The sequence below is a fragment of the Hahella sp. HNIBRBA332 genome (genome assembly GCF_030719035.1).
Taxonomy (GTDB): domain Bacteria; phylum Pseudomonadota; class Gammaproteobacteria; order Pseudomonadales; family Oleiphilaceae; genus Hahella.
In genome coordinates this window covers 2,598,629-2,623,630 of sequence record NZ_CP132203.1, presented here as the reverse complement: position 1 = coordinate 2,623,630, position 25,002 = coordinate 2,598,629, and the positions used below count along the sequence as shown (strand labels likewise).

Annotated in this window: 25 protein-coding genes; 15 read left to right on the top strand and 10 right to left on the bottom strand. The window is 53.5% G+C overall.

What is annotated here, in order from left to right; all coding sequences use genetic code 11:
* Positions 1–291: 291 nt before the first annotated feature.
* A complete protein-coding gene (locus O5O45_RS11955; RefSeq protein ID WP_305905453.1) occupies positions 292–1,662 on the top strand; it encodes a hypothetical protein in 1,371 nt (456 codons plus the stop codon).
* A 50-nt stretch (positions 1,663–1,712) separates the two neighbouring features.
* Here O5O45_RS11955 and O5O45_RS11950 read toward each other — a convergent pair whose 3' ends face one another.
* The 3 genes from O5O45_RS11950 to rimJ form a co-directional block, all read right to left on the bottom strand.
* Entirely contained in the window at positions 1,713–2,756 is a 1,044-nt protein-coding gene (locus O5O45_RS11950; protein ID WP_305905452.1) for a methyltransferase domain-containing protein, read from the bottom strand.
* 65 nt (positions 2,757–2,821) lie between these two features.
* Positions 2,822–3,070, bottom strand: a complete 249-nt coding sequence (locus tag O5O45_RS11945; protein WP_305905451.1) for a hypothetical protein — start codon at positions 3,068–3,070, stop codon at positions 2,822–2,824.
* A gap of 171 nt (positions 3,071–3,241) precedes the next feature.
* Positions 3,242–3,817: a ribosomal protein S5-alanine N-acetyltransferase gene (gene rimJ, locus O5O45_RS11940; protein WP_305905450.1), complete on the bottom strand. Its 576-nt coding sequence runs from the start codon at positions 3,815–3,817 to the stop codon at positions 3,242–3,244.
* A gap of 187 nt (positions 3,818–4,004) precedes the next feature.
* Between rimJ and O5O45_RS11935 the strand changes: the two genes are divergently transcribed.
* The 6 genes from O5O45_RS11935 (at position 4,005) to O5O45_RS11910 (ending at position 7,076) form a co-directional block, all read left to right on the top strand.
* Positions 4,005–4,280 carry a hypothetical protein gene (locus O5O45_RS11935; protein WP_305905449.1) on the top strand — a complete coding sequence of 92 codons (276 nt, stop codon included), beginning with the start codon at positions 4,005–4,007 and terminating at the stop codon, positions 4,278–4,280.
* Between the two features lie 47 nt (positions 4,281–4,327).
* Positions 4,328–5,149, top strand: a complete 822-nt coding sequence (locus tag O5O45_RS11930) for a helix-turn-helix domain-containing protein (RefSeq protein ID WP_305905448.1) — start codon at positions 4,328–4,330, stop codon at positions 5,147–5,149.
* Positions 5,150–5,228: 79 nt separating this feature from the next.
* Entirely contained in the window at positions 5,229–5,696 is a 468-nt protein-coding gene (locus O5O45_RS11925) for a hypothetical protein (RefSeq protein ID WP_305905447.1), read from the top strand.
* A 97-nt stretch (positions 5,697–5,793) separates the two neighbouring features.
* A complete protein-coding gene (locus O5O45_RS11920; protein WP_305905446.1) occupies positions 5,794–6,162 on the top strand; it encodes a hypothetical protein in 369 nt (122 codons plus the stop codon).
* Between the two features lie 35 nt (positions 6,163–6,197).
* On the top strand, positions 6,198–6,587 hold the full coding sequence (locus tag O5O45_RS11915) for a hypothetical protein (protein WP_305905445.1): 390 nt from the start codon (positions 6,198–6,200) through the stop codon (positions 6,585–6,587).
* Positions 6,588–6,728: 141 nt separating this feature from the next.
* Positions 6,729–7,076 carry a dual specificity protein phosphatase family protein gene (locus tag O5O45_RS11910; RefSeq protein ID WP_305905444.1) on the top strand — a complete coding sequence of 116 codons (348 nt, stop codon included), beginning with the start codon at positions 6,729–6,731 and terminating at the stop codon, positions 7,074–7,076.
* A 429-nt stretch (positions 7,077–7,505) separates the two neighbouring features.
* Here O5O45_RS11910 and O5O45_RS11905 read toward each other — a convergent pair whose 3' ends face one another.
* The gene (locus O5O45_RS11905; protein WP_305905443.1) at positions 7,506–8,216 is read right to left on the bottom strand and encodes a DNA helicase; all 711 of its coding nucleotides are present in this window, start codon (positions 8,214–8,216) and stop codon (positions 7,506–7,508) included.
* A 156-nt stretch (positions 8,217–8,372) separates the two neighbouring features.
* Positions 8,373–8,927, bottom strand: coding sequence for an RBBP9/YdeN family alpha/beta hydrolase (locus O5O45_RS11900; protein WP_305905442.1), 555 nt, complete (start codon positions 8,925–8,927; stop codon positions 8,373–8,375).
* 218 nt (positions 8,928–9,145) lie between these two features.
* On the opposite strand from O5O45_RS11900, the gene O5O45_RS11895 reads away from it, so the two are divergent.
* From O5O45_RS11895 to O5O45_RS11885, 3 genes are all read left to right on the top strand, one after another.
* Positions 9,146–9,757, top strand: a complete 612-nt coding sequence (locus O5O45_RS11895) for a hypothetical protein (RefSeq protein WP_305905441.1) — start codon at positions 9,146–9,148, stop codon at positions 9,755–9,757.
* Positions 9,758–9,816: 59 nt separating this feature from the next.
* On the top strand, positions 9,817–10,434 hold the full coding sequence (locus tag O5O45_RS11890; protein ID WP_305905440.1) for a hypothetical protein: 618 nt from the start codon (positions 9,817–9,819) through the stop codon (positions 10,432–10,434).
* Positions 10,435–10,616: 182 nt separating this feature from the next.
* Positions 10,617–11,735 (top strand): helix-turn-helix domain-containing protein, encoded by a 1,119-nt coding sequence (locus O5O45_RS11885; RefSeq protein ID WP_305905439.1) that lies wholly within the window; start codon positions 10,617–10,619, stop codon positions 11,733–11,735.
* Positions 11,736–11,752: 17 nt separating this feature from the next.
* Here O5O45_RS11885 and O5O45_RS11880 read toward each other — a convergent pair whose 3' ends face one another.
* From O5O45_RS11880 to O5O45_RS11860, 5 genes are all read right to left on the bottom strand, one after another.
* Complete coding sequence (locus O5O45_RS11880; RefSeq protein WP_305905438.1) at positions 11,753–12,826, bottom strand: alpha/beta hydrolase family protein; 1,074 nt, start codon at positions 12,824–12,826, stop codon at positions 11,753–11,755.
* 170 nt (positions 12,827–12,996) lie between these two features.
* Positions 12,997–13,389 (bottom strand): DUF2750 domain-containing protein, encoded by a 393-nt coding sequence (locus O5O45_RS11875; RefSeq protein WP_305905437.1) that lies wholly within the window; start codon positions 13,387–13,389, stop codon positions 12,997–12,999.
* Between the two features lie 116 nt (positions 13,390–13,505).
* Positions 13,506–14,411, bottom strand: a complete 906-nt coding sequence (locus tag O5O45_RS11870; RefSeq protein ID WP_305905436.1) for a hypothetical protein — start codon at positions 14,409–14,411, stop codon at positions 13,506–13,508.
* A gap of 299 nt (positions 14,412–14,710) precedes the next feature.
* Positions 14,711–15,073: a 5-carboxymethyl-2-hydroxymuconate Delta-isomerase gene (locus O5O45_RS11865; protein ID WP_305905435.1), complete on the bottom strand. Its 363-nt coding sequence runs from the start codon at positions 15,071–15,073 to the stop codon at positions 14,711–14,713.
* Positions 15,074–15,350: 277 nt separating this feature from the next.
* A complete protein-coding gene (locus O5O45_RS11860; RefSeq protein ID WP_305905434.1) occupies positions 15,351–15,689 on the bottom strand; it encodes a hypothetical protein in 339 nt (112 codons plus the stop codon).
* A 788-nt stretch (positions 15,690–16,477) separates the two neighbouring features.
* On the opposite strand from O5O45_RS11860, the gene O5O45_RS11855 reads away from it, so the two are divergent.
* From O5O45_RS11855 to O5O45_RS11835, 5 genes are all read left to right on the top strand, one after another.
* The gene (locus O5O45_RS11855; RefSeq protein WP_305905433.1) at positions 16,478–18,034 is read left to right on the top strand and encodes a M28 family metallopeptidase; all 1,557 of its coding nucleotides are present in this window, start codon (positions 16,478–16,480) and stop codon (positions 18,032–18,034) included.
* A 326-nt stretch (positions 18,035–18,360) separates the two neighbouring features.
* Positions 18,361–18,813, top strand: a complete 453-nt coding sequence (locus O5O45_RS11850; RefSeq protein ID WP_305905432.1) for a hypothetical protein — start codon at positions 18,361–18,363, stop codon at positions 18,811–18,813.
* Between the two features lie 120 nt (positions 18,814–18,933).
* Positions 18,934–20,214 carry a TolC family protein gene (locus tag O5O45_RS11845; protein WP_305905431.1) on the top strand — a complete coding sequence of 427 codons (1,281 nt, stop codon included), beginning with the start codon at positions 18,934–18,936 and terminating at the stop codon, positions 20,212–20,214.
* A 3-nt stretch (positions 20,215–20,217) separates the two neighbouring features.
* Positions 20,218–21,831, top strand: coding sequence for an efflux RND transporter periplasmic adaptor subunit (locus O5O45_RS11840; RefSeq protein WP_305905430.1), 1,614 nt, complete (start codon positions 20,218–20,220; stop codon positions 21,829–21,831).
* Positions 21,828–24,962, top strand: a complete 3,135-nt coding sequence (locus O5O45_RS11835) for an efflux RND transporter permease subunit (RefSeq protein ID WP_305905429.1) — start codon at positions 21,828–21,830, stop codon at positions 24,960–24,962. The genes O5O45_RS11840 and O5O45_RS11835 overlap by 4 nt, the downstream gene beginning before the upstream one ends.
* Positions 24,963–25,002: the final 40 nt, after the last annotated feature.

Sequence of the window (25,002 nt, the reverse complement as noted above, 5' to 3'; positions counted from 1 at the left end):
GGCAGCGGCGCAGGGCGCATGAGATGGCGACCGCCTGAGCGAAAACGCCCCTGAGTGAGTCAGACGTCGATGTTAAGTGATTGAAAAATTGTGGTAAATAACCGTCGGATGTTTTCGGTGTAAATTTTGTTAATCCGCGTGCGGCAGGCTTTTTCCACTCCACTATAATTAAGGTATAGCCGGGAAAGCCTGGAGTTAGTTTTACTGCGCGTGAGGCGACGTTCCGGACCCACTGCAAAACGTCTCTGCATGGATCATCAACGAGGTCGATTTTATCGACGGGTGCTGTCTATGAGAGATACCAGAAAAGAACCCAAGTATTTACCCACTGTCTGTCCATGGTTGTTTTCTCTTCTTATCAACGTCCTATGGATCACGGACCTGCAGGCGGTTGATTTTGATACGTTCAAGCAGGAAGCGGAGAAGGCCGGGGCGGTGTATGTCGCTTATTCTGACGGAGAAGAATTTCATCGGCTTTTTGTTGAGGGGAAGGCCAGTGAGGCGATTCATCGCCTGCAGCGCCTGACTCCTGACGACGCCAAGTCCGTCTATGACTATTTCATTCTCGGCAACATGCTTTACCAGCTCGATCCGAACGTCAGCTATAGCTATATGCTTCGCGCCGAGCGCCTGGAGCCGGACAATCCCATGATCCTCTATGAGCGAGGCATGCATGAACATCGCAACAGCCAATTCCAAAGTGCGTTGCGCTACTATGAAAGACTGCTCAGGGCCAGACCGCAGGGTTTGAATCCCATCGCCTGGGCGTATATCACCCATGCTTACCTGATGCAGGGGGACGTGGATAAAGCATTCAACGCCTGGCGCAAATCTGACTTCAGCGAGCATCATGTCGCCATAGAAAAAGGCATGTATACGCTGTTTTCCAATAGCCGTCAGGAGGCGCGCCGGGAAGCGTTTATTCGCGATATTGAGGCGGGGGCTACGGAGAAACTGTGTGACTTGTGGGCGCTGGATTCGAACTGGGAAATAGACTGGTGGAATCAGCGTCCGAAAGAGGATTATCTGGCGTTCGATAGAACATTGATCGCCAGGACGGTGACGGACGTCAACTCGCCGCAAGCTGCGCAGTTGCGTTTGTGTCAGGACATCGACCGACTTTCGAAAGAGGAGCTGCTGCAAAGGTTGCAGGCGCTGAAGATTTCTCCGCCAGATAACCAATTGCCCGTTTCTGCGACGCTGATCTGGAAGATTTTTGCTCAACTGACCACGTTGAAGGCGGCGACGCCCAACCAGCTTTTCGACAGGTACGGAGCGCAGCTGAAAAGCTACGCGGCGCAGTTTCCCCAAGAGCCCCTGTATTACGATTTGCTTGGTTTCTTATACGCCAATGCGGGCAAGAGCGATGCCCTGAAAGAAGTGGACGAATATGGCTGGAAAATTCTCAAGAAGGAGAAATTCGCCAACAGTTATGTGGTTGGCCTGGGGCGGGAAAACAAAGCTTTCATTCCGACTCTCAATGAGGCGTTGCGCGAATTTCCCAACAGCTCATTCCTGAATACGATCTATCTGCAATTCGGTGAGAAGAACAAGCAGACTCTGGCGCGCTATGTGGCGTCCCAGTTCAGCAATGTCAGTGGCTCAACCTATCGCTTGAGCGATTACATGGCGAGCCTGCAATACGAGATTGAGAACCTGTAGTCAGAATCTGAAAGGCGGGTGCGCGTCAGGGTGGGCGCGCACCGGCGAGACTAGCAACAGGGAGCGTCTGCGCTGGTTGAGGGCGATGCGCTGTCAAATGGAGCAGCGGTTCCGCATCCCTCGAAGATGCCATAGTGTCGGCTAAAGTCGCCGATAAACAGAAAGTGATCGGCGAATCGCGTGTCGCTCAGCATACGCCAGGTATTGCCGCAGACCGGGAATACGCGACCGGTTTCTATCGCATGGTGTTTGTCGAGCACGAACTGATGGGGATGATCTGGAATGCTTCCTTGATAAATGACCGCCTGCCCGTAGTCTTCACAAGCGGTTTCCAGTTCGTCTATTTTGAACAGCCTGTAGGTGGCGGAGTAAAACTCAATCGCGCCAATGCGCGCCGCCAAGTCCGCGTCGGTTATCGCCAATGGTCTGTCTTCCACTAAACGCGGGTCGGCGAAGCCGGTCTGATGCGCCAGTCGCAGGAAGTCGTTCCAGTACAGCGCGCCGCCCAGACACTCGCCATAGAGGGTGGGGTCTTCACGCAGGGCGTCGGGAACCCGTCTGTCGGCGTACACATCCGAGAAGTAAAACTCTCCGCCGGGCTTCAGCAGGCGATGCAATCCACGCAATACGGATGCTTTATCCGGCGACAGATTAATGACGCAGTTGGAGACAATAACATCGAAAGACCCTGGCTCAAGATCCAGTTCGTCCAGTTTCTCAATATAACCCTGCAAAAAGCGCACGTTATCAAATCCAAACTGCTCCGCATGCCAGGCCTGATGAGATCGGGCGACCTGCAACTGTTCATCCGTCATATCCACGCCGACCACCTGTCCATGCGGACCCACCAACTGAGCCAGGGCATACACATCGCGGCCGGAGCCGCAGCCCAGGTCCAGCACTCGGCAACCTTCCAATAACGGAGGGCACACCAGGCCGCAACCGTAATAGCGGGCGGACACGTCCGGATGAATCCGCGCCAATAAAGGCTTCAACCAGGCGGGAACACTGCTGACATCGCAACAGGCGGAGGTTTTCAAGTCAGAAGAACTTTGCAATTGTTTGCCGTAGTAGTCTTTGACGAGTTCGTGCATAGGGCGTTTCCTGGATCTAGTCGTAAAAAGGTTTACTGAACAGGCCTGAAGGCTAACCCAGAAGTCTATTCGTTATCCAGAACAAAGGTATCGCCTGCCGGCCAACCGGCTTTCATTACGCCAATCAGGTTGTCTACCGTCACCCAGCCTACAACCTCGGCAGTATAGCCAAGTTCCCACTCCTGGCCGTTCCAGTAAACGATATCGTAAGTTCCCATACCATAAGGGTAACGCACCGCCACTAAATACAATCCCTCTCCAGGAATTTCAGTGTCTTCTTGCCAATTAACAGGCAGGTTAATATTCGTGTCCATTGCGCCTCTCAGCCTTCAAAACAACGCAGTTTAATCATTATTCGGGGTAATGAAGCATCCCCAGATGAGCATAAATTGATGAATCAGGGTATTGATCTTTTTTTATCCGGGCTGATCGATAATTGAAGCAGTTGGAATGCAGGCATAACGAGTTGGTCTTTGATAGAAGTACTACGTCATCGCCTCATTAATCAACGAAGTCAAAACATGATCCGTCCACTCGCCGTTTATCTTCAGATAGGATCGGGCCTTTCCTTCCACCTCAAAACCCAGGGACGCTAATAGTTTGCCGCTGCGGTGATTTTCCGGGCGGTAGTTGGCCATGATGCGGTGGAGTCCGTAGTGGTGAAACATGAAATAAATTCCCGCTGACAAGGCCTCCTGCATCAATCCCTTGCCTTGCTCCTGGCCTGCGATGGCGAAGCCCAGATGGCAGGCCTGGAAGGCGCCGCGTACGATGTTGGAGAAGTTGCAGATGCCGATAACGTCGTCAGATTGTCGGGGGAACATCAGTAAACTCACTGCGTAGCCTTGTTCCATGACGCGAGCCATGTCCGTCAGTCGCTGCATTTGTCCGGAGAAAGTATAAAAATCGTCCTCCCGAGCGGGCTCCCAGGGCGTCAAATGGGCTTTGTTGTGCGTGTAGTAGTCGAGCACGCCTTGGGCGTAAATAGGGGAGGCCAAGCGAAGAGAAAGACGTTCTGTCAGCAGTCCTGCGCCGGGAAATAGCTGTAATTCTGGGGGCATTCTTCTATTCCGTAGATGAAAAAGAGATAAATCGGCTGCCTAGTTTACCTAATAACGGCTGCAGAAAGCCCATGGGGAGTGTTAAATTACCGCCCTGAAAATTGCACTCGCTCAAAATCCTTATCTACGGCCACCGTGGGCGAGCGTAGCGCTTCACATCTCAATTTTTCACAGGGAGATAACTGGCATGGTCAGACTCGCGCAGTTTGCCGGCGCAGCAATGGCGGTGATCGCAGTGGCGCTCCTGTTGATCAAAATCTTCAGCGGCGAGAATGCCGGTCTTAGCGATGAATCCATCTACTTCATGTCTCTCTTTCAGGTTTTTCTCGGTGGTCTGGTGATCTATGCGGGGCAGTTGAAGATTCTGGGGAAAGAGAACGGCGATAAGATTTTCAGGGCGAGCATTGCCGCAACGCTGTTGTTTTTTGTTATGGCTTATCGCTGGTTTTACAGTGGGGTATAGCGCAGCGAGCTTTCATAAGCCCCTCTAAATTGCGTTGTGGGATAACGATGATAACTTGGAAACGCCAGCCAGAGGATGCCTTCGTATCCCGCTACATCGAGTGTTATTGGTTTCTCCGCAAAGACCAGGACGATATCGCTCATGACAGCCCCAAACTGAATCCCTGTCCAGAAGCCCATTTAATTATTGCCCCGCCGGAGCAGTCCTATACATATAGCCTTTGCGAGCGGCAGCTTTCCGGAAAAGGGACGCACCTGAAGCTTCCCAATACCAGCAGTATGACTTTACATCAGGCGGAGCCGTTCGCCATCCTGGGGGTTAAATTCAAGCCGGGCGCGCTCTATTCAATCGCCAATGGTCTCGCCGCTATTGATGACGTCATCTCTCCGCCGGGTTTTCTGGCTGAAATGCCTGATCTGCTGAGAGAGGATGTTCTCAATAACGCCGCCGACGACGCTGTAACCGTAGGCTGGAACCTGGACGCATGGTTCAAGGCGCATTCGCACTGCATCCGGGAAGATCGGCATAGCCGGCTGGCGCGAGATGCTCTGACACTGCTTGCAAACACGAAAGCGTCCGAGCTTGATACAGGGTTGTATCGTTCTTTGCGGGCGGTGCAGCGCGCTTTTGTGCGGGTGACCGGACTGACGCCGAAACAATATCAGATCATGGTGCGACTGGATGAGCTACTGTTGTATCTATACCAGCAAAATACCGAATCCATGAGCTGGGCGGATGTGGCCGCCATATTTGGCTTTACCGATCAGCCTCATCTGATTCGCTACTTCAAGAAACTGATTGGAGAGACGCCTCACGCGTACCGGCAAGCCAAAAATTTAACGATAGATGCTTATGGCGATTTTGAGTGAGTCTGGTTTTCCGAGGCATTGCAGGTGGAAAATGTGGTTGAGCAACGCATTTCCATAGAACGTTCCGCAGGGCAAAAACATGAATAGCAGGATTCATACGCTGCTTATATCCGCCGATGTCAGGGGGAGTTGGGAGTATCCTCCTGATTTTAACTGGGAGTTATCTGTCAGCGAGCTTGAGAGACATAAGGGATCGTTGGAAAAGATCATGTCTGCGGAGCTGGAGCTAGACGCAAATGTTCAGGACGCCTCATTTTTTGCGGATATCTACCAGCTGGAAACGCCGTACGCCGCCAGCGGAGCACTGCAGGTCGTGGTTTATCACTTTGCTTTTCGTTTTTCCAACTACGGCGGGCTATTCACGCTTCTCAATGAAAATACATGCGACAGCGCCGAGCAGCGACAATTGCAAGGCTGTATCGCCTATCTTGAGTCTCAGGGATATGTCTACATACCGGTGAGCGAACTGGATTACCCCTACGATGGCGTTAATGCTGGGGATATCTCGCCAATAACCTGGTGGACGCGATACTTTGATTATTTGTAGTTTGGCCGGGGCTTATCGCGCCTTTTTTGGGGGGCGTCAGCGCCAATATAGGGTACAATCGCCGCCCCAACACGCGCACGGATTATCGAGGTGGTAAATGAGCGATAGCGCATACAGCGATTTGGCGGCGGGCCAGATCGATTCGAGAAACGCAGAAAGGCGTTTTACCCGCAAAGATGAGTTTCAAACTCAAAAAGAGTGGGGCGAGCAGTATTTTGGAGAAAGAATCGGCGCGCTGCTAATTACGCTTTCCATGATGTTGCTGGCTTCAGTCTGGATGATTACGGTCACGGATCTAACCCGTTACGGCGTGACAGCCGCTGTGGCGCTATCGTATTGCTTACTGGCGAAAGTGCTATTCAGGAAAAAACGCGAGCTGCAGCGCTTCAGAGAGGCGCAGGCGACACGATTCATGCGCCGTAAAAAATGGCTTGAGCAGCAAGCCAAGACGAGTAACGTAGTTTGATCTGTGAGTTGACTTGAGCGAAGAGGAGGCAGCGAATGGCTGATATTCAGATAGAAGGCGTATCACTGGCGGAAATCCTCAGCTGGACAGAGACGGAATTTGACGCCCTGGTCCTCACCGATAAACCGCTGGTGGTTAATATTGGTTCCGCATCCGTACTGGGACAGTTCTCATATTCAGACAAAACTCTGACTGTCGAACTGGCGCAAATTGACGGCGGAGGCGAGGGCGTCTTGCCCGCCATTACCCGTATCGCGAAAAAAGCGGCGCAAATAAAAAACGCCGCACACATAGAATGCGTCGTACATGCCATCCACTGCGCCAACCCCAACCTGAAATTACGCACTCATTTGGAGCGTACCGGTTTTGAAATCACGCAGGTGGAAGGGAAGGGCGAAGCGTATTTCAAGAGGATTTCTGTTTAGGGTTGCAGATAGGCGAAGAGCCAGTCGAACTCTTAAGAACTCCCTATGAAGATTCTATAGGGCCCATCATCATACTTTTCAAACTTCCGGGCACAGATTGTTATGGACTGGATAACGGATCAAATAGCGATAGGAAATTTCTTGGACGCGAAAGACGTATCGGACGTAGATGCTGTACTCTGCCTGAAAGAGGAGTGCTGCGACGAAGATAACACCGACGTTGATGTGCTTTGTCTGCCGTTAATTGATGGCCGTGGCAATGATAAGCGGCTTTTCAATGATGCAGTGGATTTCATCCATGACGTTGTTTCCAGCGGAGACAGGATATTGGTGCATTGCCATGCCGGGCGTTCCAGGTCTGTCTGCATTGTTGCGCGTTACTTCATGATGAAACAGGGCATAACGAGCCATCAGGCATTGAGTATGATCAGCGCCAAAAGGGAAATCTATTTGTCACCAGGCATTGAAGAGATACTAATCCTCAGGTAGCAACCTTGATAAATCACAGCAGTTTACGGCATTTGGAAAGGCGAGACGCTAATGGCGATACCCAAGAAAGGTTCTAGAAAGATTGTCGTAGATTCGGTGGAATACCGCTGAATTATCAGACATAAACCAACCTATTCCCAGGCTGCATTTGTTACCGATGCACTGGCCGAGGTTCAGCTGGCGGATAATCCTGGCGCGGTATTGGCGATTAGCTTTCCGTTTCCCAGATGCGATAATTGGCTTGAGAGACCCGCAGAGCCTGTTACGCCAAAAATGATCAAGGCTTGTATTCGTGCGGCGTTGTCAGAGGGGGCGTCTTGAGGAGCCGGGAGTTTCGTTTCTGTATAGCCACGATCCTGCTGCACTTGTTGATTGAACCCAATAACAAGCCGCCCGCATTCGGGCGACTTGTTCTCTTAAATACGTCAGTTAGGTATATATCCGACCGTTTTTCACAAACACGGATTTATTGAATAACCCCATATCCAAAGGGTTGGGCAGCCTGACATCCTTGATTGTCGGTATCGCTCGCTCATCTTCATCAAAGCGTCTGTCTATTTGCGAGATGAAAACCAGGATGCACTTTTTGGCTTTGGCGTAGCGTTTCAGGTCTTCGACCTGCTGCTGGAGAGGCGGCTTGTTACGATTTTGATCAAGCAGTTGCAGATAATCTACGGCAATTAGCGAGCCTTCGGTAACCCTATCCTTTGTTTGCTTTACTATGTAATCCGAAGATATCTCGTCAGACATATCCAGTTTTAGTAAAGGATGATCAGGCTCGAACTGTTGATCAAGCGCTGAGAGTTTTTCAATGAGCGCAGTTTTCGAATATTCCAATGAAAAAAAGAAGCATTGTCGCCCCTCTTTAATGGCTTGCAATAAAAGCTGCAGAGCCGAGGTTGTCTTACCCAGACCCGGTCTGGCGCCGATTAATAGCAAATCGCCGGGATGCAGGTAATCTAAAAGTTCTTCTGTTGTTTTGGGAGTGAAAGCTTTCACCTTGGATTGCAGGAGACTCCAGGATCTAAAGCCCTCAGCCCTGGCTATTTGATCCAAGGCTTCGGTCATGGTGAGGGACTGAGAGCGTTTCAGGGCTTTAGCTTTGCCTTTTAGAACATGTACGGGAGCGGTCAGTTTCATATTGAACCTTTAATCGCGGGTTGCTAAACATTCCCTTCTTCTGTTCCAAACCCAATTAAAGGTTAGAGGCGATGATGAACAACTCTGCACTTAAGTGCTTTCCCGTTGAAGGGGGGAGGCGCGAGTCGAGCGCGCTTAAATGTTAACAGACCGCGCTTAATATTCAATGCCGTCCACAAACCCTGTCAGCAGCTCAAATCCCTCACGCCAGTCTCCCAGATTGGAGCTGCCGTTAATGTGACCTTTGGGACCGATATTGGTAAAGCTGGCTCCCCACTGCTGCGCGCAGCGCTGCGCATAGTCGATAGAGCCGTAAGGGTCGTCCTGGCTGGAGATGACGGTTAAAGGTATGGAGACGGAATGTTCAAAGCCGCTACGAAAACCTTTCGCTTCGGCGGGAAAAACGTCGCTCATCGGGTCGGGAATCGCAACAAGAAAACCGCCCACCAAGTGCTCACAGCGATGCATACTGGCCCATTCAAGCAGTAGCAAACAGCCCAGACTATGCGATACCACTACAGTGGGCTGGGTGAGCTGAGCGACCGCCTCGCTCATCTCTTGAACCCACAGGTCGCGCTGAGGCGCTTCCCATTCTGAATGCTCCAGCCAGATAGAGTTAGGCAGTTTATGCGCCCACATCCTTTGCCAGTGCTGCTCGCCGGAATTGCCTATCCCTGCCAGGAACAACCAGTTCACCTTATCAAACTGCATATTTTCACCCTTTTTATTTGTTTCAATCTGCTGCATCGAATTAATCGTTTACCATGAAGCAACCTTAACGGAGCGAATGTAACGATTTCGATATAGGGCGTCACTATAAGGCATAAATTCGGGTGAGGGGAGGTTTACAGAATCGTCTCCTAAAGCAAAGAACGGTGGGTTATTTTGGTATAATTGGCGGCCCTAATCAGCGAGGAATTATGGCGCTTATGTACGATGATCAACCGGGTAAACTAATCGCGTTTCACGGTGCTAAAACAGCGCTTGAACTTCTGGACCTGATCCGTCATCGATACCAAATGTTCGCCAATGATATAGATACGCTGAACGGTATTTTGGTGGGTTACAGTATGGCCAGAGAGGAGTTCGGCTGGTACGACTTTGCTGGCGAGTTCAGGCGTTTTTTAATGGAGAAGTATTCGCTACCAGAGGATTATCCGTTTTCCTGGGCGACTATCATTAAAGAGCAAGTAGTAAACTGCGAATATCAGATTCCTGTGTTTTTTGAGTGTCTGGACGCACATCGAAAACTGGAAATACAGTTGCTCGGAGAAGCAACTTTGACGCAGGATCAGCGTTACTTCGATTTCAAGCGGATGTTGAGATATACCAGTGTCGACTACCCAAACTTGCCCTTGAAACCACCTCATGTTTTGAAGGCGGTGAAAATTCCCGGAGTCAAAGTTCACGCCTTCTTCTATGACGAGAAGGGAAGCAAGTATTATGAGCAGGCGTTCTCTGATTTTGAGCACATATTAGCCTGGGGGGAGCAATGCTTCGATGTTCCTGAGGGGCAGTGGGTTGTTCACTGCCAAGAATAGGTTTGCAGAAGCATTTAAAGCGACGTAGTCTCCCATTTGAATCAACGCCCAGGTGAGAAATGGAATATATAAAGGATTTAGAATCAGGCTCTTCTCCGAAAGTAAGAAAAGCTGCTGAAGCCATCTATAAGAATAAACTGCAAGGTTATTGCCCTTACTTAATCCAAGCGTTAACAAAAGAAATTGAGAAGGAAAAGGCATGGCGAACACAATGCCAACTGATCAAGGCTATAGCTGGCTCTGGTTGCACAGAAGCCCTTCAAATACTGAATCAGTTGCTCGACGAGAAGTTTGAAAGCACTATCCTTTATAAAGAGTTAGGGCTCGCTATTTTCATTCTTCAAAGTACAGAGCGAGAGAGTCTTGAGTTCCTGCTCATGTCAATTCGTAAAGGCAATGTGCATCAAATATGTGGAGCCTGCGCTGTGGTGCTGAAGAAAAAGGTAGTCCCAGGCAGCGAGGATATCCGAAGAATCCTTCGCGGAATACAACCATATACGATGAACGAAGGTGCAGTAATAACACCTCGCTGTTATATCGCAGCAGTCGCTTATCTTTGGCCTCAAGAAGAAACCAGAGACTTCTTAGAGTCTTGTAAAACTTCAACGTGGAATGGGCTGGTAGAAATTGCCGACAATTCATTGCAAGGCAAAGAAAGTAAAACACAGCTGATTTGAGTGGGCCAAAACGATAATGGCAAAAAGTGAACTGCGGGCGGGGCCGCACACACTCCCGGAGAGGGGACAGTTGGGCTCTTGGTTGTTGTGAAATCCCGTCTCACCCCCTAGCATAGGCCTCGGTTGTTGGGGCCTTTGCGTCTCACTTTTTCGTTTCTTGTTGATGTCGGATTTCCAGCGCCATGATGCCCGCTATTCCACTTCCTTTTGTCATTGCTTTGTTGCTGACGATCCTGCTTTTTCGGTTGATCAGGCAGAACGAATCAGCGCTGCGTCCGGCTATGATTTTCGCCGCAGCCTGTATTGTGTTGGTGATTATTGGCGGGCTGCGCTGGACGTTTGATGTCCGTTTTATTCGGTTTATCCAACCTATCATGGCGTCAACGTTGCCTGTCATTGCCTGGTTTTGTTTTGTCGGCGCGCCGTCGTCTATGCGCGCCAAACATGGGCTCCACTTGGCGCCGGTTGTGGTGATAGCGGCTTTCTCTGCGACTTGGTCGTTATGGCGACCGCCTATTGATCTGCTGTTGGCGGGGTTATATTTCGGTTATGGCGCGGCCTTGATTCGTATGGCTTCCCGCGGCCCGGACGTGTTGCCAACCACTCGTTTCAGTGACGCCTCCCATGCGTTGAAAGCCACGCGGATTGCCGGTTGCACGTTGATCATCTCCGCCATCAGCGATCTGTTGATCGCAGGGGATTTCGATTTATATCAGGGGGCGCATGCCGCGACGATAGTCGCCACCGCACAGTTGTTGCTTTTGCCGGTGATTGTTTACGGTGTGGTGGCGTTCGGCAGAAGTATTCCTGCAGGTGAGGGCGGCGCTATTAGCCTTACTGGTGAGAGCGAGAGTGTTCCCGTTATGCCGGGGCCAGTCGCAGATAACCTTAATGAGAACGTGCCTGAGCCAGCAATTGAGCTTGTAACATCCCCAGAGGCCAGTTCTGAGCAAAGCGCAGATGACCAGCAGATCATTCAGCGCATTGACCAGATCATGCGTCAGCAGCAACTATTTCGCGATCCGGACCTGAACCTGAATCGTCTGGCTCGAAGAGCGGGGATTCCCTCACGGCAAATTTCCGGGGCGATTAATCGGGTTTATGGGCGCAATGTTTCTCAGGTCGTCAATGAATATCGCATCGAAGAGGCCAAACGGTTGTTGCAGGAGACGGATCTACCGGTCACTAGTATTTTTCTCGAAGCCGGTTTTCAGACCAAATCGAACTTTAATCGCGAGTTCCAGCGGGTCGCCAATATGACGCCGAGCGACTATCGCCGCTCGGTTTCATCTGGCGAATAAATACGCATTTTCACGTTCTACTGCGCTGCGCCTTTTGTTGTGAAAGCCTGTTTCAGAAAGGCGATAACCAGGCCTGCCACCTGCTGATGAATCTCCTCTCTGCTGCGATCCTCTCCGTCCTTGCAGATAACGCCATCGCCTGGAACCTCTTCTTCCAATAGTGCAATTGCGCTGGGTTTGCAGCGCTGCATAAAGCTGAAGTGGGCGGCGTCGGGAATTTCCAAGTACTGGCTGCGCGCTGAAGGCAGGTGGACGGAAAGGTAGCCGGACTCCATCCTGGCGGGTAGGTCGCCAATATCCACGCCCGCCCCGAATATCAGCACGGGTATTCGCACTGCCGCCAGACTGGCTGGGGTAAAACCGCGGGCAAGACCGAGGTCCAGTGAGACCACCGCCCGCACCCGATGATCCGCCAAGCTGGCCTCAAGTGAGGCTTTGGCCGCGCCCTCAGTGCTCAAGCCCAACTCATCGCTTAACCCGCAAACGCGAGGATTGGGATGCGCCAGACATTCGGCGGCGAAATGCGTCTGATCGAAACGCGCGCCCGCCAGCGCCATAACGGTCCATCCGCCAAGAGAGTGGCCGATGGCGGCGATGTTGTCTGCATTGATCTCTCCCGCCAGCTTCGGGTTGTCCAATATGAAATCAATCACCCGACTGAGATCATGAGGTCGCTCCCACAGCTTCGCCGCCTCTACAGGGCGCCTGTCGAAAGTTGTCGTGCCTGGGTGATCCGGCGCGGCGACCACATAGCCCTGAGCGGCCAGCTCCGCCGCCAGCCAGTTCAGATTGCGCCAATTGCCGCCGTAACCGTGCGACAGCACCACCAGCGGGTGCGCGTCTTGCGCCGGCTCTGCATTGGGGCGCGCCTGCACGCCGAAGAATGCCTGATTTTCTCCTATGGATATTGTTGAGGCGCGGGTGGCGTTTGAGGTCTGTTCCTCCTGCATTGGGTACCAAATGCTGACATGCAAAGGTCGATGTGCAGAGGCGTCCGCCACCTGCGTTTCACGAAAACCAATAGGCTCGGCGAAGAGATTTGCGCTGGCGAGCAGGGCTAAAAGGAGGCTAAAAAATACGGGTCTGTGCATGATTGGGTCTCGTTCATTCAAGAAGCCTTTATTAAGCGCGAGAAGAACGTATGGCGAGACCTAAAACAGGATCGAGGACGTGAAATGCTTGCTGTATCTGGCTTTGCGGCAGGGATTGGACTTAAAGGCGGAGCCCCTTGGAGGGGCTCAGGAAGATCGCGAAGCAGGTCCTAGATCTGATTGGACAGTTCGTTCTTCAACTCGTCCCTTAATTCGTCCGGCGGCATGATCCAGCTTGAATCATCCATCAGGGCGGGGAAGACATTAACGTGCAGGCCATCCTGTTGCAGCCCGGGAATCCATTTGTTCAGGAAGTGGGGGAGCGCGATGCTTTTGGGCGTCAACTTCTCACCCAGGTCATTAGCGTACTCTCTGGCGAACTCCTCAGCGGGCCAGATCGGCAAATATTCAAAATCCTCTTCTTCCGAAAACAGCTTCAAAAACTGGTTGTCGTCATTGATAAGAATCCAGACCTCCTTGCTATCCACCATGTTCATCAGTGAATAGTCGTATCTTTCATCGCAGGCTAGTTGCAGTATTTGCTCAATCTGATCTTGATTCATGCACTTTCTCAATTAATCAACGGAATGCTAACGCCCAAGGGGCGGGCCTGCTGCGCGCAGACCAGTTCCGCCTAGGATACATCGGTGTGAAGCGGATTGCGCTGTAAATGTTTGGGTTATCGCTTTGCAGTGGGTATAGCAATCAACGGTACGATAGGCCGCCGCTCAGGCGACACAAAGTATTTAACTTGCGACCACCAATCTAACTGGCGCGCCTGGAACTGTGACGGCGAGAACAGCGACTTATAATAAATACGCTTTTCCAGACGCGTGGTGTTGGCTTGCAAGTCCCAGGCGATCAGGACGATAGAACTTTCAGCCGCCCAGGTAAATTCAAACGCAAGCAACGCCTCACCACTAGGCAGCAGGCCTAACGCACGACTAACGTAATTGACAGGCATCTGTGAGAGGGGATCACTCGGGTCGAAGTTGAACACTTGACCGACAGGCATTATCCGTTCTTTGTCCTCATTGCTCAGACTCTTGCGCTCTGCGATGACCTGTCCATTGGCGTCGATGATCTGATAAGCATCACCCGCAGTTTCTGGCTTTTTAAAGAACAGAGAGGGAGAAATACGGTCCGTTTTGGTGTTGCTCAATAGGCTTGGCAAAGGCATATCGGGCGCTTCGTCCGTTTTTGCTTCAACGCTATGATCACTATCCGTTGCCGACGCAGCCTCTGTCTGCTCTTTGCAGCGTTGCTGTTGCGACCAAGTATAAGAGGCGGAATCCAGTTGCACTGTGCGGAATATGCACACGCCGAAGAGCGGGCTGTGCGGAACTTTCGTGAGGTTGAAGTGAGCAATCAGCCTGTAATCATCCATGATTTTGGCGTGGTCAAAGAAATAATCATCAGGCTTCAGCTCGAATAGGCTGAGCGATTTTGAGTCCAAGTCATAATCCAAAAGGAACGCAGGCCGTTCTATCGTTCTGGAATCCCCAAAGGCATACCATATGCGCTTGCCCTCAATAAGCATATGGACGCGGGACTTGGTCATACTGGCATAGCTGACATTCAACAAGGTTGTTTCTGCGCCAAACAGATACTGATAAAGAAACAGGACGAACGCGACGCCCAATAAAGCCAGAGTCGACAGGACGAGTGATATTCTCATTAATTATTGTTCTCTAAAAATAACGACGACTTGAACGGAGTCCCATAGTTTAGGCGAGATTCGTAGGCCAGGCGAAGCATGGGGGATTTGGTACAGGGGAAAGAGGGTGCAATTGAAAAATGAATCGCGGGCGTATAGATCCACCCTTCGACAGGCTCAGGGCGAACGGGGCGGGAGTTCATAAGTAACTGGCCGCCCCGTCGATATTACGCCAGCGCCTTAAAGTAGTTTTCCCGATGGATATCCAACAGCTCAACGCACAACTGACATTCGCCGCCTGCCAGTTCTTTTTGATACGCCTCGCGAAGGGCCTGCAGACACAAATCACCGACTAACTGCTTCAACTCCTGACTTCTGCCGGCAAGCAGCGCAACCTTGAGATGAACGAAAGATCTCCCGATATCACCGTCCCCGATAACATACTCCGTGGTCTCATGCGCCCGCGACTTAATGTCATTCAACGAAAACTCGCCCGTGCTCATCATTCCCGTATGAATGGCGCTGAACAACCGCTGAAAATCAGCAGCGCCACGCAAGTTAGAGGTATATTCCAAAGTCAAATGCGGCATACTTACTTCACCTTGTACGTTAACGATTTCGTTGGGCGCTCATGTGAAAACAACACGAGCAACCCAAAATATGGATGGGGACAAGCGCAGATTCAGGCGCATTATGCGCCGAAAAAATGTCAGTGAGAACTTTATAGAGAGTCGTGGCCAAATTCTAATATCTGCTCGCAAAGCGCTATCTCCAGTAGGTTGGAAAAGCGCAGCGCCTTCCAACATGATCAAGTTGGCAGGCATTCAACTAGGGAAGGCGCGCTATATAGGGGATACATACGACTTCCTAGTCATCCAACAGCCCCTGCCGCTCAGTGTAATCGCGCGACCTTTCAGAAATAAAGGCGGCGTTCCTGATTTCGTTGGTTACTTTGGCTAGCTTATAGGCTTTGCTGAGTAGGTGACGATCACTACTCCAGTCACCTTCATCGTAGGCGACAACAGAAATGACTTCTTCCAGCTGAATCCGGCCTTGATCGAAATGCTTTTTCAGTGCAGAAACAGCCTCCTCTTCAGTACTGGCGGGAACAACAGTGCGGCCGAATTTATACGCCGAACCATCATCACTGAGACCGCATCCTTTCAGCGCTGTAACCTTGGTGTCTATGACCCAGAAAATCTTCATCGATACTCCACTCTAATCTACCTTTCCCCACGCCAGGTGTTACGACTTGTCGCCCCCATCGCTTGCACTATTCAGCCTGTGATTAGCGAACGTCGAGGGCCTTTCTAAACCACCCGTTCGCCCTGAGCCTGTCGAAGGGCCTCCCAGGGCGCTATTCTAATTTCTAATCAGTCCACGCGGAAAACATCTGGCATTCACTTTAGTGGTTAGTGGTCAGTTAATTTCTGTGTTCACCTGTGTTGAGTCAGTGGCTTTTTTAAGAGCCTTTCGACAGGCTCAGGGCGAACGGGGGAATCGGCAGACTCTGTACAAGGAATATTATTGGCCGATAATTTTGGGCGTTTTGAGATGGGCCTATAGCCCCCATATTTCAAAAGGCTGAAGCAGTGTTTCGCATGATTGGAATTGCTCCATTCACAAGTCTGTATCACTTACTTTTCCCAATACCCACCATGCCTCCTATATTTTCTCCTTAGCCTTGTGCGACATTTTGTCACACCCTTGCAAGCCCATCGTTATCAGCTTAATCCATGTTTCTTACCTCAAATTTTGAATTTAGGTTGTAGGGACTATTGTGAAACTGACGATCCGTTACTAGAGTTTTTTTTGATCAGTGATCGCGGGCTTATCGGCCGGCAGGTCACTGGCGTGAGCGACCGGGCACAACCCGGGCTCTATAACTACTAAATAGGCCTAATAAAACGTTTGCTTTTCCTTGCGGCGGCGCCGCTGACCGTGGTTGACCGGCTGTAGTGGTAGGAATGGCTTCTAAGTAATGGAGATACTTAATGAACAAGTACCTACGACTGACCGTACCGGCTTTGCTGGCGGCGTCGCAACTCGCTCTTGCAGATGATGTATGGATCACCACTGACGCCGATGGCTTTGCGGCCATTAAGCGGCATTTTCCGGAGGTGATCGAGGCGAATCGGGCGAGAACTTTTACCGCTAATGGCGTGTCCGCGTTTCTGGTCAGCGAAGATCGGATTCCTGAAATTTCACAGATGATGCACCACGAATTGAATCGTTGTGGCGGTTTCATCGCGCATACTTCTCAGGAATCCGCGCAGAGTGCGGCGTTGTATGATTCGTTAATGGCGTCCGCCATCGCGCCACAGATAGTGGATTACAGCATTGATAACGCGGAAGTGGTGGCGGCCATGCAGGGCAGGGTGAAGGAGTCGGATATCCGCTCCACCATTCAGAGCCTGGCCAACTTCACCAACCGTTATTACACCACCCAGACCGGCCTGCAGGGCGCCCAGTGGATCAAAGACAAGTGGCAGACTCTGGCTGGCTCTCGCGGCGATGTGACGGTGGAGTTTTTCAATCATAGCTGGCGTCAGCCTTCCGTTATTTTGACCATTCAGGGCAAAACCAAACCCAATGAAATCGTAGTGCTTGGCGGACATCAGGACTCCACCGCGGGCTTCGGCACTGGCGAGGGCACGCGCGCTCCTGGCGCGGACGACGACGCCTCCGGCATCGCGACGCTGACTTCTGTCATCAAGGCGGCGATGGAATCCGGTTACAAGCCGGACCGCACCGTGTCCTTCATGGCCTATGCGGCGGAAGAAGTGGGTCTGCGCGGCTCGCAGGCCATCGCTCAGTCCTACAGCAGCCAGGGCAAGAATGTGGTAGGCGTGCTGCAGTTGGACATGACCAACTACAAAGGCTCCAGCGGCGATATTTATATCATGCAGGACTACACCAACTCCGGTCAGAACGACTTCCTGGCGGATCTGGTGACCACTTATCAGCCGACAGTCACCGTAGGCTACAGCGAGTGCGGTTATGGGTGTTCGGACCATGCTTCCTGGACCAACCAAGGCTACGCAGCGTCGTTTCCGTTTGAGTCCACTTTCAACGGCTCCAACCCCCATATACACACCGCGCAGGATACTCTGGACAAAAGCGGCGGCAACGCTAATCACGCAGTGAACTTCGGGAAACTGGCGGCGGCTTATGTGGCGGAGCTGGCCAAGGGGAATTTCAGCGACGATCCCGGACCTGACCCTGATCCAGATCCTGAAGATCCAGTGACTGAAGAGTTCAGCGGCAGCGTTGGCCGTAGCCAGACTGATAATCAAGGACCGTTCAAAGTGGAGCCGGGCACGGACTTCAGCGCAGTGATGACCGGCACTAACGATGCTGACCTGTATGTGCGTTTCGGCGCGGCGCCGACCACCCGAAACTACGACTGTCGCCCCTATAAAGGCGGCTCTGACGAAACCTGCGACCTCAAGGTTCCGGCGGGGCAGGAGGAAGCCTATGTGATGGTGCGCGGATACAGCAGCGCAACGTCTAACTATAACCTGAAAGTGACCTATACTCCTTTGAAGTAACCTGACCCCAGCGACGGCTCTATGCCGTCTGACCGCGGAAGCTGTTTCTCCGCGGTCACTTTTTGGTTCGCCGCCGTCCCCATACCTCTTCGTACGCTACCCGGCTGAGGCCGTTCATCATCTATGCCTGTCCATATCCCTTGCGGGAAATTGAGAACTGCGTTCAGCTTGATGACATCACCATTAATTTTGCTCCATATATCAAGTTTTTAAGTTGACATAAGAGCGCATGTAAAGGGTAACATTAGCCCCAGTTTGTCCATGTGACTCTCTGAACGAAGCTAGTTACCGTTAGTAGAAGTTAAAAAGAGATCCATCCATACCCAATGTTGAGCCGTTTTCCGCAACGATATCGCTGGTTGATAAAGCCATTGCTGGCCCTGTGGCTGCTTTGCTCCAGCTTCGCCGCCTGCGCTGGCGTGTCGACGGCGATTGCCGGATCGTCTCAGGGAGCGCCTCAGCTGCAAAGCGGGCATGAGCATCATGGCGGCGCCATGCCGGTGTCCGGACAAGACATAACTGGCAAAGACATTGCTGGCAAGCAGGTCGCCCAGGCATCAAGCGGTGCGCCCTCCATGGATTGCTGCGATGAACATGATTCCACTACTGGCGCACAGCCATCTCAGATATTGAAGCTGATTCTGGCGGCGGCCATTTTCATTTTCTGGCTGGTGTTAATCGCCCGCGTGGTGCGGGTATGTCGCGCCCGCTACCGCGAACACAAGCTCGATACCAAACCTCCCTCCCTGCAGCACATCCACTGTACTTATTTGAAATAGCGCTAATACTCAATTGAGCTCGTAGTCGGCGTCGTTCCGCGCATACGCGCGCGCCGGCTCTGGAACTGCGACCGGCTGTCGCTGCGTCGCACGGCATGATCATTGAGATTGGAGCTTCCCATGAAGCCGTTGCACAACCTGTTTCTATCCAGCCTGCTGTTGGGTTGGAGCATCGCCGCGTCCGCGCAGAGCCTGACTCTGTCGCAGGCGGAAACCCTGGCGGTGCAAAGAGACGCGGATATCGCGCGTCTGCAACAGTTATCTCTGGCCAGTGAAGACATGGCGGTGGCGGACGGACAATTGCCGGACCCAAGCCTGTCCCTGGGCGCCTTGAACCTGCCTACAGACACCTTCGCCACCGACCAGGAACCCATGACGCAGTTCCGCGTAGGGCTGGGGCAGAAATTCCCGGCGGGGGACACGTTGGCATTATCCCGCCGTCGCGGTGAGCAGAATGCCGTCGCCCAACGCTGGATGGCCCAGGACCGCGCCCATCAGGTGCGCCGCGAGGTGCGTCTGGCCTGGTTGGAGTCGTTGTATTGGAAGCGGGCCCAGGAGGTCTATCGCCAGGACGAAGGTCTGTTCCAGCAACTGCAGGAAGTCACGCAATCCCTGTATAGCGTCGGTCGCAGCAAACAGCAGGACGTATTACGGGCGGATCTGGAAATGAGTCAGCTCAACGACCGCCTGATCAATGCCCGCCAGAAAGAAGATGAGGCGCGGGCGCGACTGGCTCGCTGGGTTGGTCCGGAAGCGATGAGCCGAGAGCTGAACACAGCGCTGCCGGATCTGAATGCGCCCCATGTCGGCGCGCTTGAAAGCGCGTTGCTGGCGCATCCGGCGGTGAAAGCCCTGGATGCGGAAGTGGATATGTCCACTACTAATGCGGCGTTGGCGCAGCAGTCCTACAAGCCTTCCTGGGGCGTGGACGTCGGCTACGCCTGGCGCGACGGCGAGAACATGGACGGCTCCGCGCGCGCGGACTTTTTCTCCGCCGCGGTAAGCGTGCAGCTCCCTTTATTCACCGGACAACGACAGGATCGCCGCGTCGCAGCGGCCGCACGCAATCAGGAAGCGAGCCGCAGTCGACGTCTGGAAATGTTGCGCATGATGGATGCGGAGGCGCAAGTGGCGTTCAGCCGCTGGCGGCAGGCCCAGGAACGCAGTCGTTTGTACGTGCGGCAGATCACGCCTCAGGCGCTAAGCCAGGCTGGTTCGGCGTTATCTTCCTATCAGTCGGATACGGCTGACTTTGCGGAAGTAATGCGCGCTTATCTGACCGTACAGAAGCTCAGGCTGGAACAGCTACGTATAGATATCGATGGCCGCGCGGCGTTGGCCAGACTCGATTACTTCTTCGCCGCGGAATCCCCCATCGATAGCCTGTCCTTCAAGGAGTGACCCATGCGTTTAGTGATCAGTTTAATTTTTATCGTCGTCGCTTTTGTCGCTGGATGGTTCGCCAGTCGGCATCCGGCTCTGACTGCGCTGGTGGGGGAGATGGACATGGCCGCCGCCGAGTCGGGAGGGGAGAAGAAACCGCTGTATTGGGTGGCCCCCATGGACCCCAACTACCGCCGCGACAAGCCCGGCAAGTCTCCCATGGGCATGGATCTGGTGCCAGTCTATGAAGAAGACGCCCAGGGTCAGAACGATGACGGCGGCGTCACCATCAACCCGACCATGGAGCACAACCTGGGCGTGCGTGTCGCCAAGGTGGAACAGGGGCAATTAACGTTGCCGATTCATACGGTGGGCTATGTGGCATTTGATGAAGACCGGCTAACGCATGTGCACAGCCGGGTGGAAGGCTGGATTGAGGCGCTGAATGTAAAGTCCAGCGGCGACCCGGTCAGCAAGGGACAAAAGCTCTATGAAATCTATTCCCCGGCGCTGGTGAATGCCCAGGAAGAGTATCTGGCGGCGCTGCGCAGCACCAACAATATTCTGCTCAAAGCATCGCGGGAGCGCTTGTTATCGCTGGGCTTGAATAATGCGCAGGTCAGTCGTCTGGAAAAACGTCGCTCGGTGGAGCAGCGCATCAGCGTGTACGCGGAGCAAAGCGGCGTGGTGGATGCATTGATGGTGCGGGAAGGCATGTTCATCAAACCGGCGACGGAAATCATGTCAATTGGCGGTCTGGAGCAGGTGTGGGTGATTGCGGAGGTGTTTGAACGGCAGGCAGGCTGGGTGAAAGCCGGACAGCCGGTGGTCATGCAAGTGGCGGCGGCGCCGGGACGCACCTGGGAAGGCAAGGTGGACTACCTGTACCCGGTGCTGGACGCCAAGACACGGACTCTGCGTGTGCGCCTGCGTTTCCCGAATCCTGACCTGACCCTGAAACCCAATATGTTTGCGGACCTGACCTTGCAGGCGAAAGTGGATGATCAGGCTCTCTCCATTCCCCGTGAGGCGGTGATACGCACGGGTAGCCATGATCGTGTGGTGTTGGCGGAAGGCGACGGCCGTTATCGTCCCGCGTTCGTGAAACTGGGGGTGGAAGCGGACGATCGCGTGCAAGTGCTGGAAGGACTTAAGGCGGGAGATCAAGTCGTGGTTTCGGGACAGTTCCTGATCGACTCGGAGTCCAAAGTCGATGTGGCGTTGGCGGCGCTGGAATCATCCAGTCAAAACGCTCAACAAGATGCGGCGCCAAGTGCGGTGTGGGCGACAGGAACCATCAACAGCGTGATGGCGGGCCATGGCATGCTGAACATCTCCCACGACCCGGTGAAGGCCTGGAATTGGCCCTCTATGGACATGGACTTCACGGCGGTCGAAGGATTGCCGTTGGAGGATGTCGAACCCGGTCAGCGCGTGCGTTTCGAAATTACCCGCAGCAGCCCCTCCGACTTCCAGGTGACCGCGCTGGATATCATCGCCGCCGCCCCGGCCGCTCAGACCATGAGCGCGAAAGACGCCGCGATGGAAGCTGAGATGGAAGCGGATATGCAGATGGATCACTCCATGCATGACATGCCAGCGTCTGACGCGATGCAAACGGAGGGCGGGCAATGATCGCGGCCGTCATACGCTGGTCGGTCGCCAACCGATTTTTCGTGATGCTGGCGACCTTTATTCTGGTGGGGTGGGGATGGCATTCCCTGCGCAATACCCCCATCGACGCCATCCCTGATCTGTCCGACGTGCAGGTCATTATCAAGACCTCCTATCCGGGGCAGGCGCCCCAGGTGGTGCAGGATCAAGTGACCTATCCGCTGACCACCGCCATGCTGTCGGTGCCGGGAGCGCAGACAGTGAGGGGCTTTTCGTTTTTCGGCGACTCCTATGTCTATGTGATATTTGAAGACGGAACCGATTTGTACTGGGCGCGTTCACGGGTGCTGGAATATCTGAGCCAGGTGTCCGGACAACTGCCCGCCGCCGCCAAACCACAGCTGGGTCCGGACGCCACTGGTGTGGGCTGGGTATATGCCTATGCGTTGGCGGACCGCAGCGGCGGCCACGATATTGGGCAATTACGCGCGATTCAGGACTGGTTTTTGAAGTTCGAGCTGCAGACGGTTCCTGGCGTGTCGGAAGTGGCGACTGTGGGCGGCATGGTGAAGCAGTATCAGGTGCAGGTGGATCCGAATCGCCTGCGCGCTTACGGCGTTCCCCTGGCGCACATCAAGTCGGCGATCCAGAAGGGCAACCGGGAGAGCGGGGCCTCGGTCATTGAGATGGCGGAAGCGGAATATATGGTGCGGGTAACCGGCTATATCCAGGGCATTGACGAGTTGAAAAAGATTCCCCTGGGGCTGAATGTCAACGGCACGGCGTTGCTGCTGGAAGACGTGGCGGATATCGTCATCGGCCCGCAGATGCGCCGCGGTATTGCTGAATTGAACGGCGAAGGCGAAGTGGTCGGCGGCGTTATCGTTATGCGTTTCGGCGAGAATGCGCAAAAGACCATAGAAGGCGTGAAGGAACGGCTGGAAGAGCTCAAGAAGGGGCTGCCTGAGGGCGTGGAAGTCATTCCCACCTATGATCGCTCCCACCTGATCGAAAGAGCGGTGCACAACCTGTACGAGAAACTGCTGGAAGAGTTTATCGTGGTGACGCTGATCTGCGCAGTGTTCCTGTTCCACCTGCGCTCTTCTCTGGTGATCATCGTCAGTCTGCCTATCGGCATATTGGTGGCCTTTATTGTCATGCAGCATCAGGGCATCAACGCCAACATTATGTCCCTGGGCGGTATCGCCATCGCTATTGGCGCGATGGTGGACGGCGCTATTGTTATGGTGGAGAACGTGCACAAACATATGGAGCGCACGCCTCTGACCGCTGAAAACCGCTGGCGAGTAATCGCCGACGCGGCGTCGGAAGTGGGGCCGCCGTTGTTCTTTTCCCTGTTGATTATCACCATGAGCTTTCTGCCGGTGTTCACGCTGGAGGCGCAGGAAGGCAAGTTGTTCGCCCCGCTGGCGTTCACTAAAACGTACGCCATGGCGGCGGCGGCCGGACTGGCGATCACTCTTGTTCCTGTGTTGATGGGCTATTTTATCCGCGGCAAAGTGACGCCGGAGCACAAAAACCCACTTAACCGTCTACTGACGGCGATGTATCGCCCCGTCATTAAAGGCGTACTGAAGCATCCCTTGCTGGTGATTTTGTTCAGCATCGTGATTCTGGCGGTGGGGTTGTGGCCAGTAAACAAGCTGGGCGCGGAGTTCATGCCGCCGCTGGATGAAGGCGATCTGATGTACATGCCCACCACCTACGCTGGCGTGTCCATCGAAGAGGCGAGGGAAGTGCTGCAGCGTACGGACAAGCTGATTCGCACCGTGCCGGAAGTGGTCTCCGTGTTTGGCAAGATAGGTCGCGCCGACACCGCCACAGACCCCGCGCCGCTCACTATGATCGAGACTTTTATTCAACTGAAACCGCGTGAGGAATGGCGCGCCGGCATGACGCCGGAAAGTCTGCGCAAAGAGCTGGATGGACTGGTGAAGCTGCCCGGCCTCACTAACGCCTGGGTTATGCCGATCAAGACGCGTATCGACATGCTGTCCACAGGCATTAAGACTCCGGTGGGCGTGAAAGTCTCCGGTCCGGATCTGAAGGAAATCGAGAAGATCGGCAAGCGCCTGGAGCAGGTGTTGCCGAAGGTGGCGGGAACCGCCTCGGTGTACTCAGAAAGAGTGGCGGGCGGGCGCTATGTCAAAGTGGATATTCGTCGCGCCGACGCTGCGCGCTATGGCTTATCGGTATCGGATATTCAGGATGTCACCAGCGCGGCGGTGGGTGGCATGAATGTGACGGAAACGGTGGAAGGGCTGGAGCGTTTTCCCGTAAATATTCGTTATCCGCAGGCCTATCGGGATTCCGTGGAGCAGTTAAAACTGCTGCCGGTCGTCACCGCATCAGGACAACGCATCGCTCTTGCGGATGTGGCGGACATATACATTGATGACGGTCCTCCGGCAATCAAAAGCGAAAACGCCCGTCTTAACGGCTGGACCCTGGTGGATATCGAAGGCCGCGACCTGGGTTCCTACGTGGCGGAGGCGCAGAAAGTCGTCGCGGAGCAGGTGGAAGTCCCCCCGGGCTATTCCATCGCTTGGTCAGGCCAGTATGAGTACATGCTGCGGGCTAAGGAAAAGCTGACCTTGGTGGTGCCGCTGACCTTGATGATCATCGTGGTGTTGCTGTACATGAACTTCCGCAACTTCATTGAAGTATTGATCATTATGGGCACACTGCCGTTTGCTCTGGTGGGCGGTGTATGGCTGTTGTACCTGCTCAATTACAACCTGTCCGTGGCCGTCGGCGTTGGCTTTATCGCTCTGGCCGGCGTGGCGGTGGAGATCGGCGTGTTGATGCTGGTGTATCTGAACCAATCTTTCACGGCGACGCGGGAAAAAGCGGTGGAAGAGGGGCGGGCGTTGAACCGCGAGGATCTGCTGAGCGCAGTGATGCAGGGGGCAGGAATGCGCGTCAGGCCGATTATGATGACCGTTGCGGCGATTGTAGTGGGGCTGGTTCCCATCATGCTTGGCGAGGGAACCGGTTCGGAAGTGATGCAGCGCATCGCAGGCCCCATGATTGGCGGTATGTTGAGCACACTGGTGTTGGCGCTGCTGGTGATACCCGCCTTGTATTTTTTATGGAAGCGAGCTGGATTGCAGACCGGGAAGTCCGTATGAGTCTTTCTACTCGTAAAGTAATGATCTCTACGGTGATTAA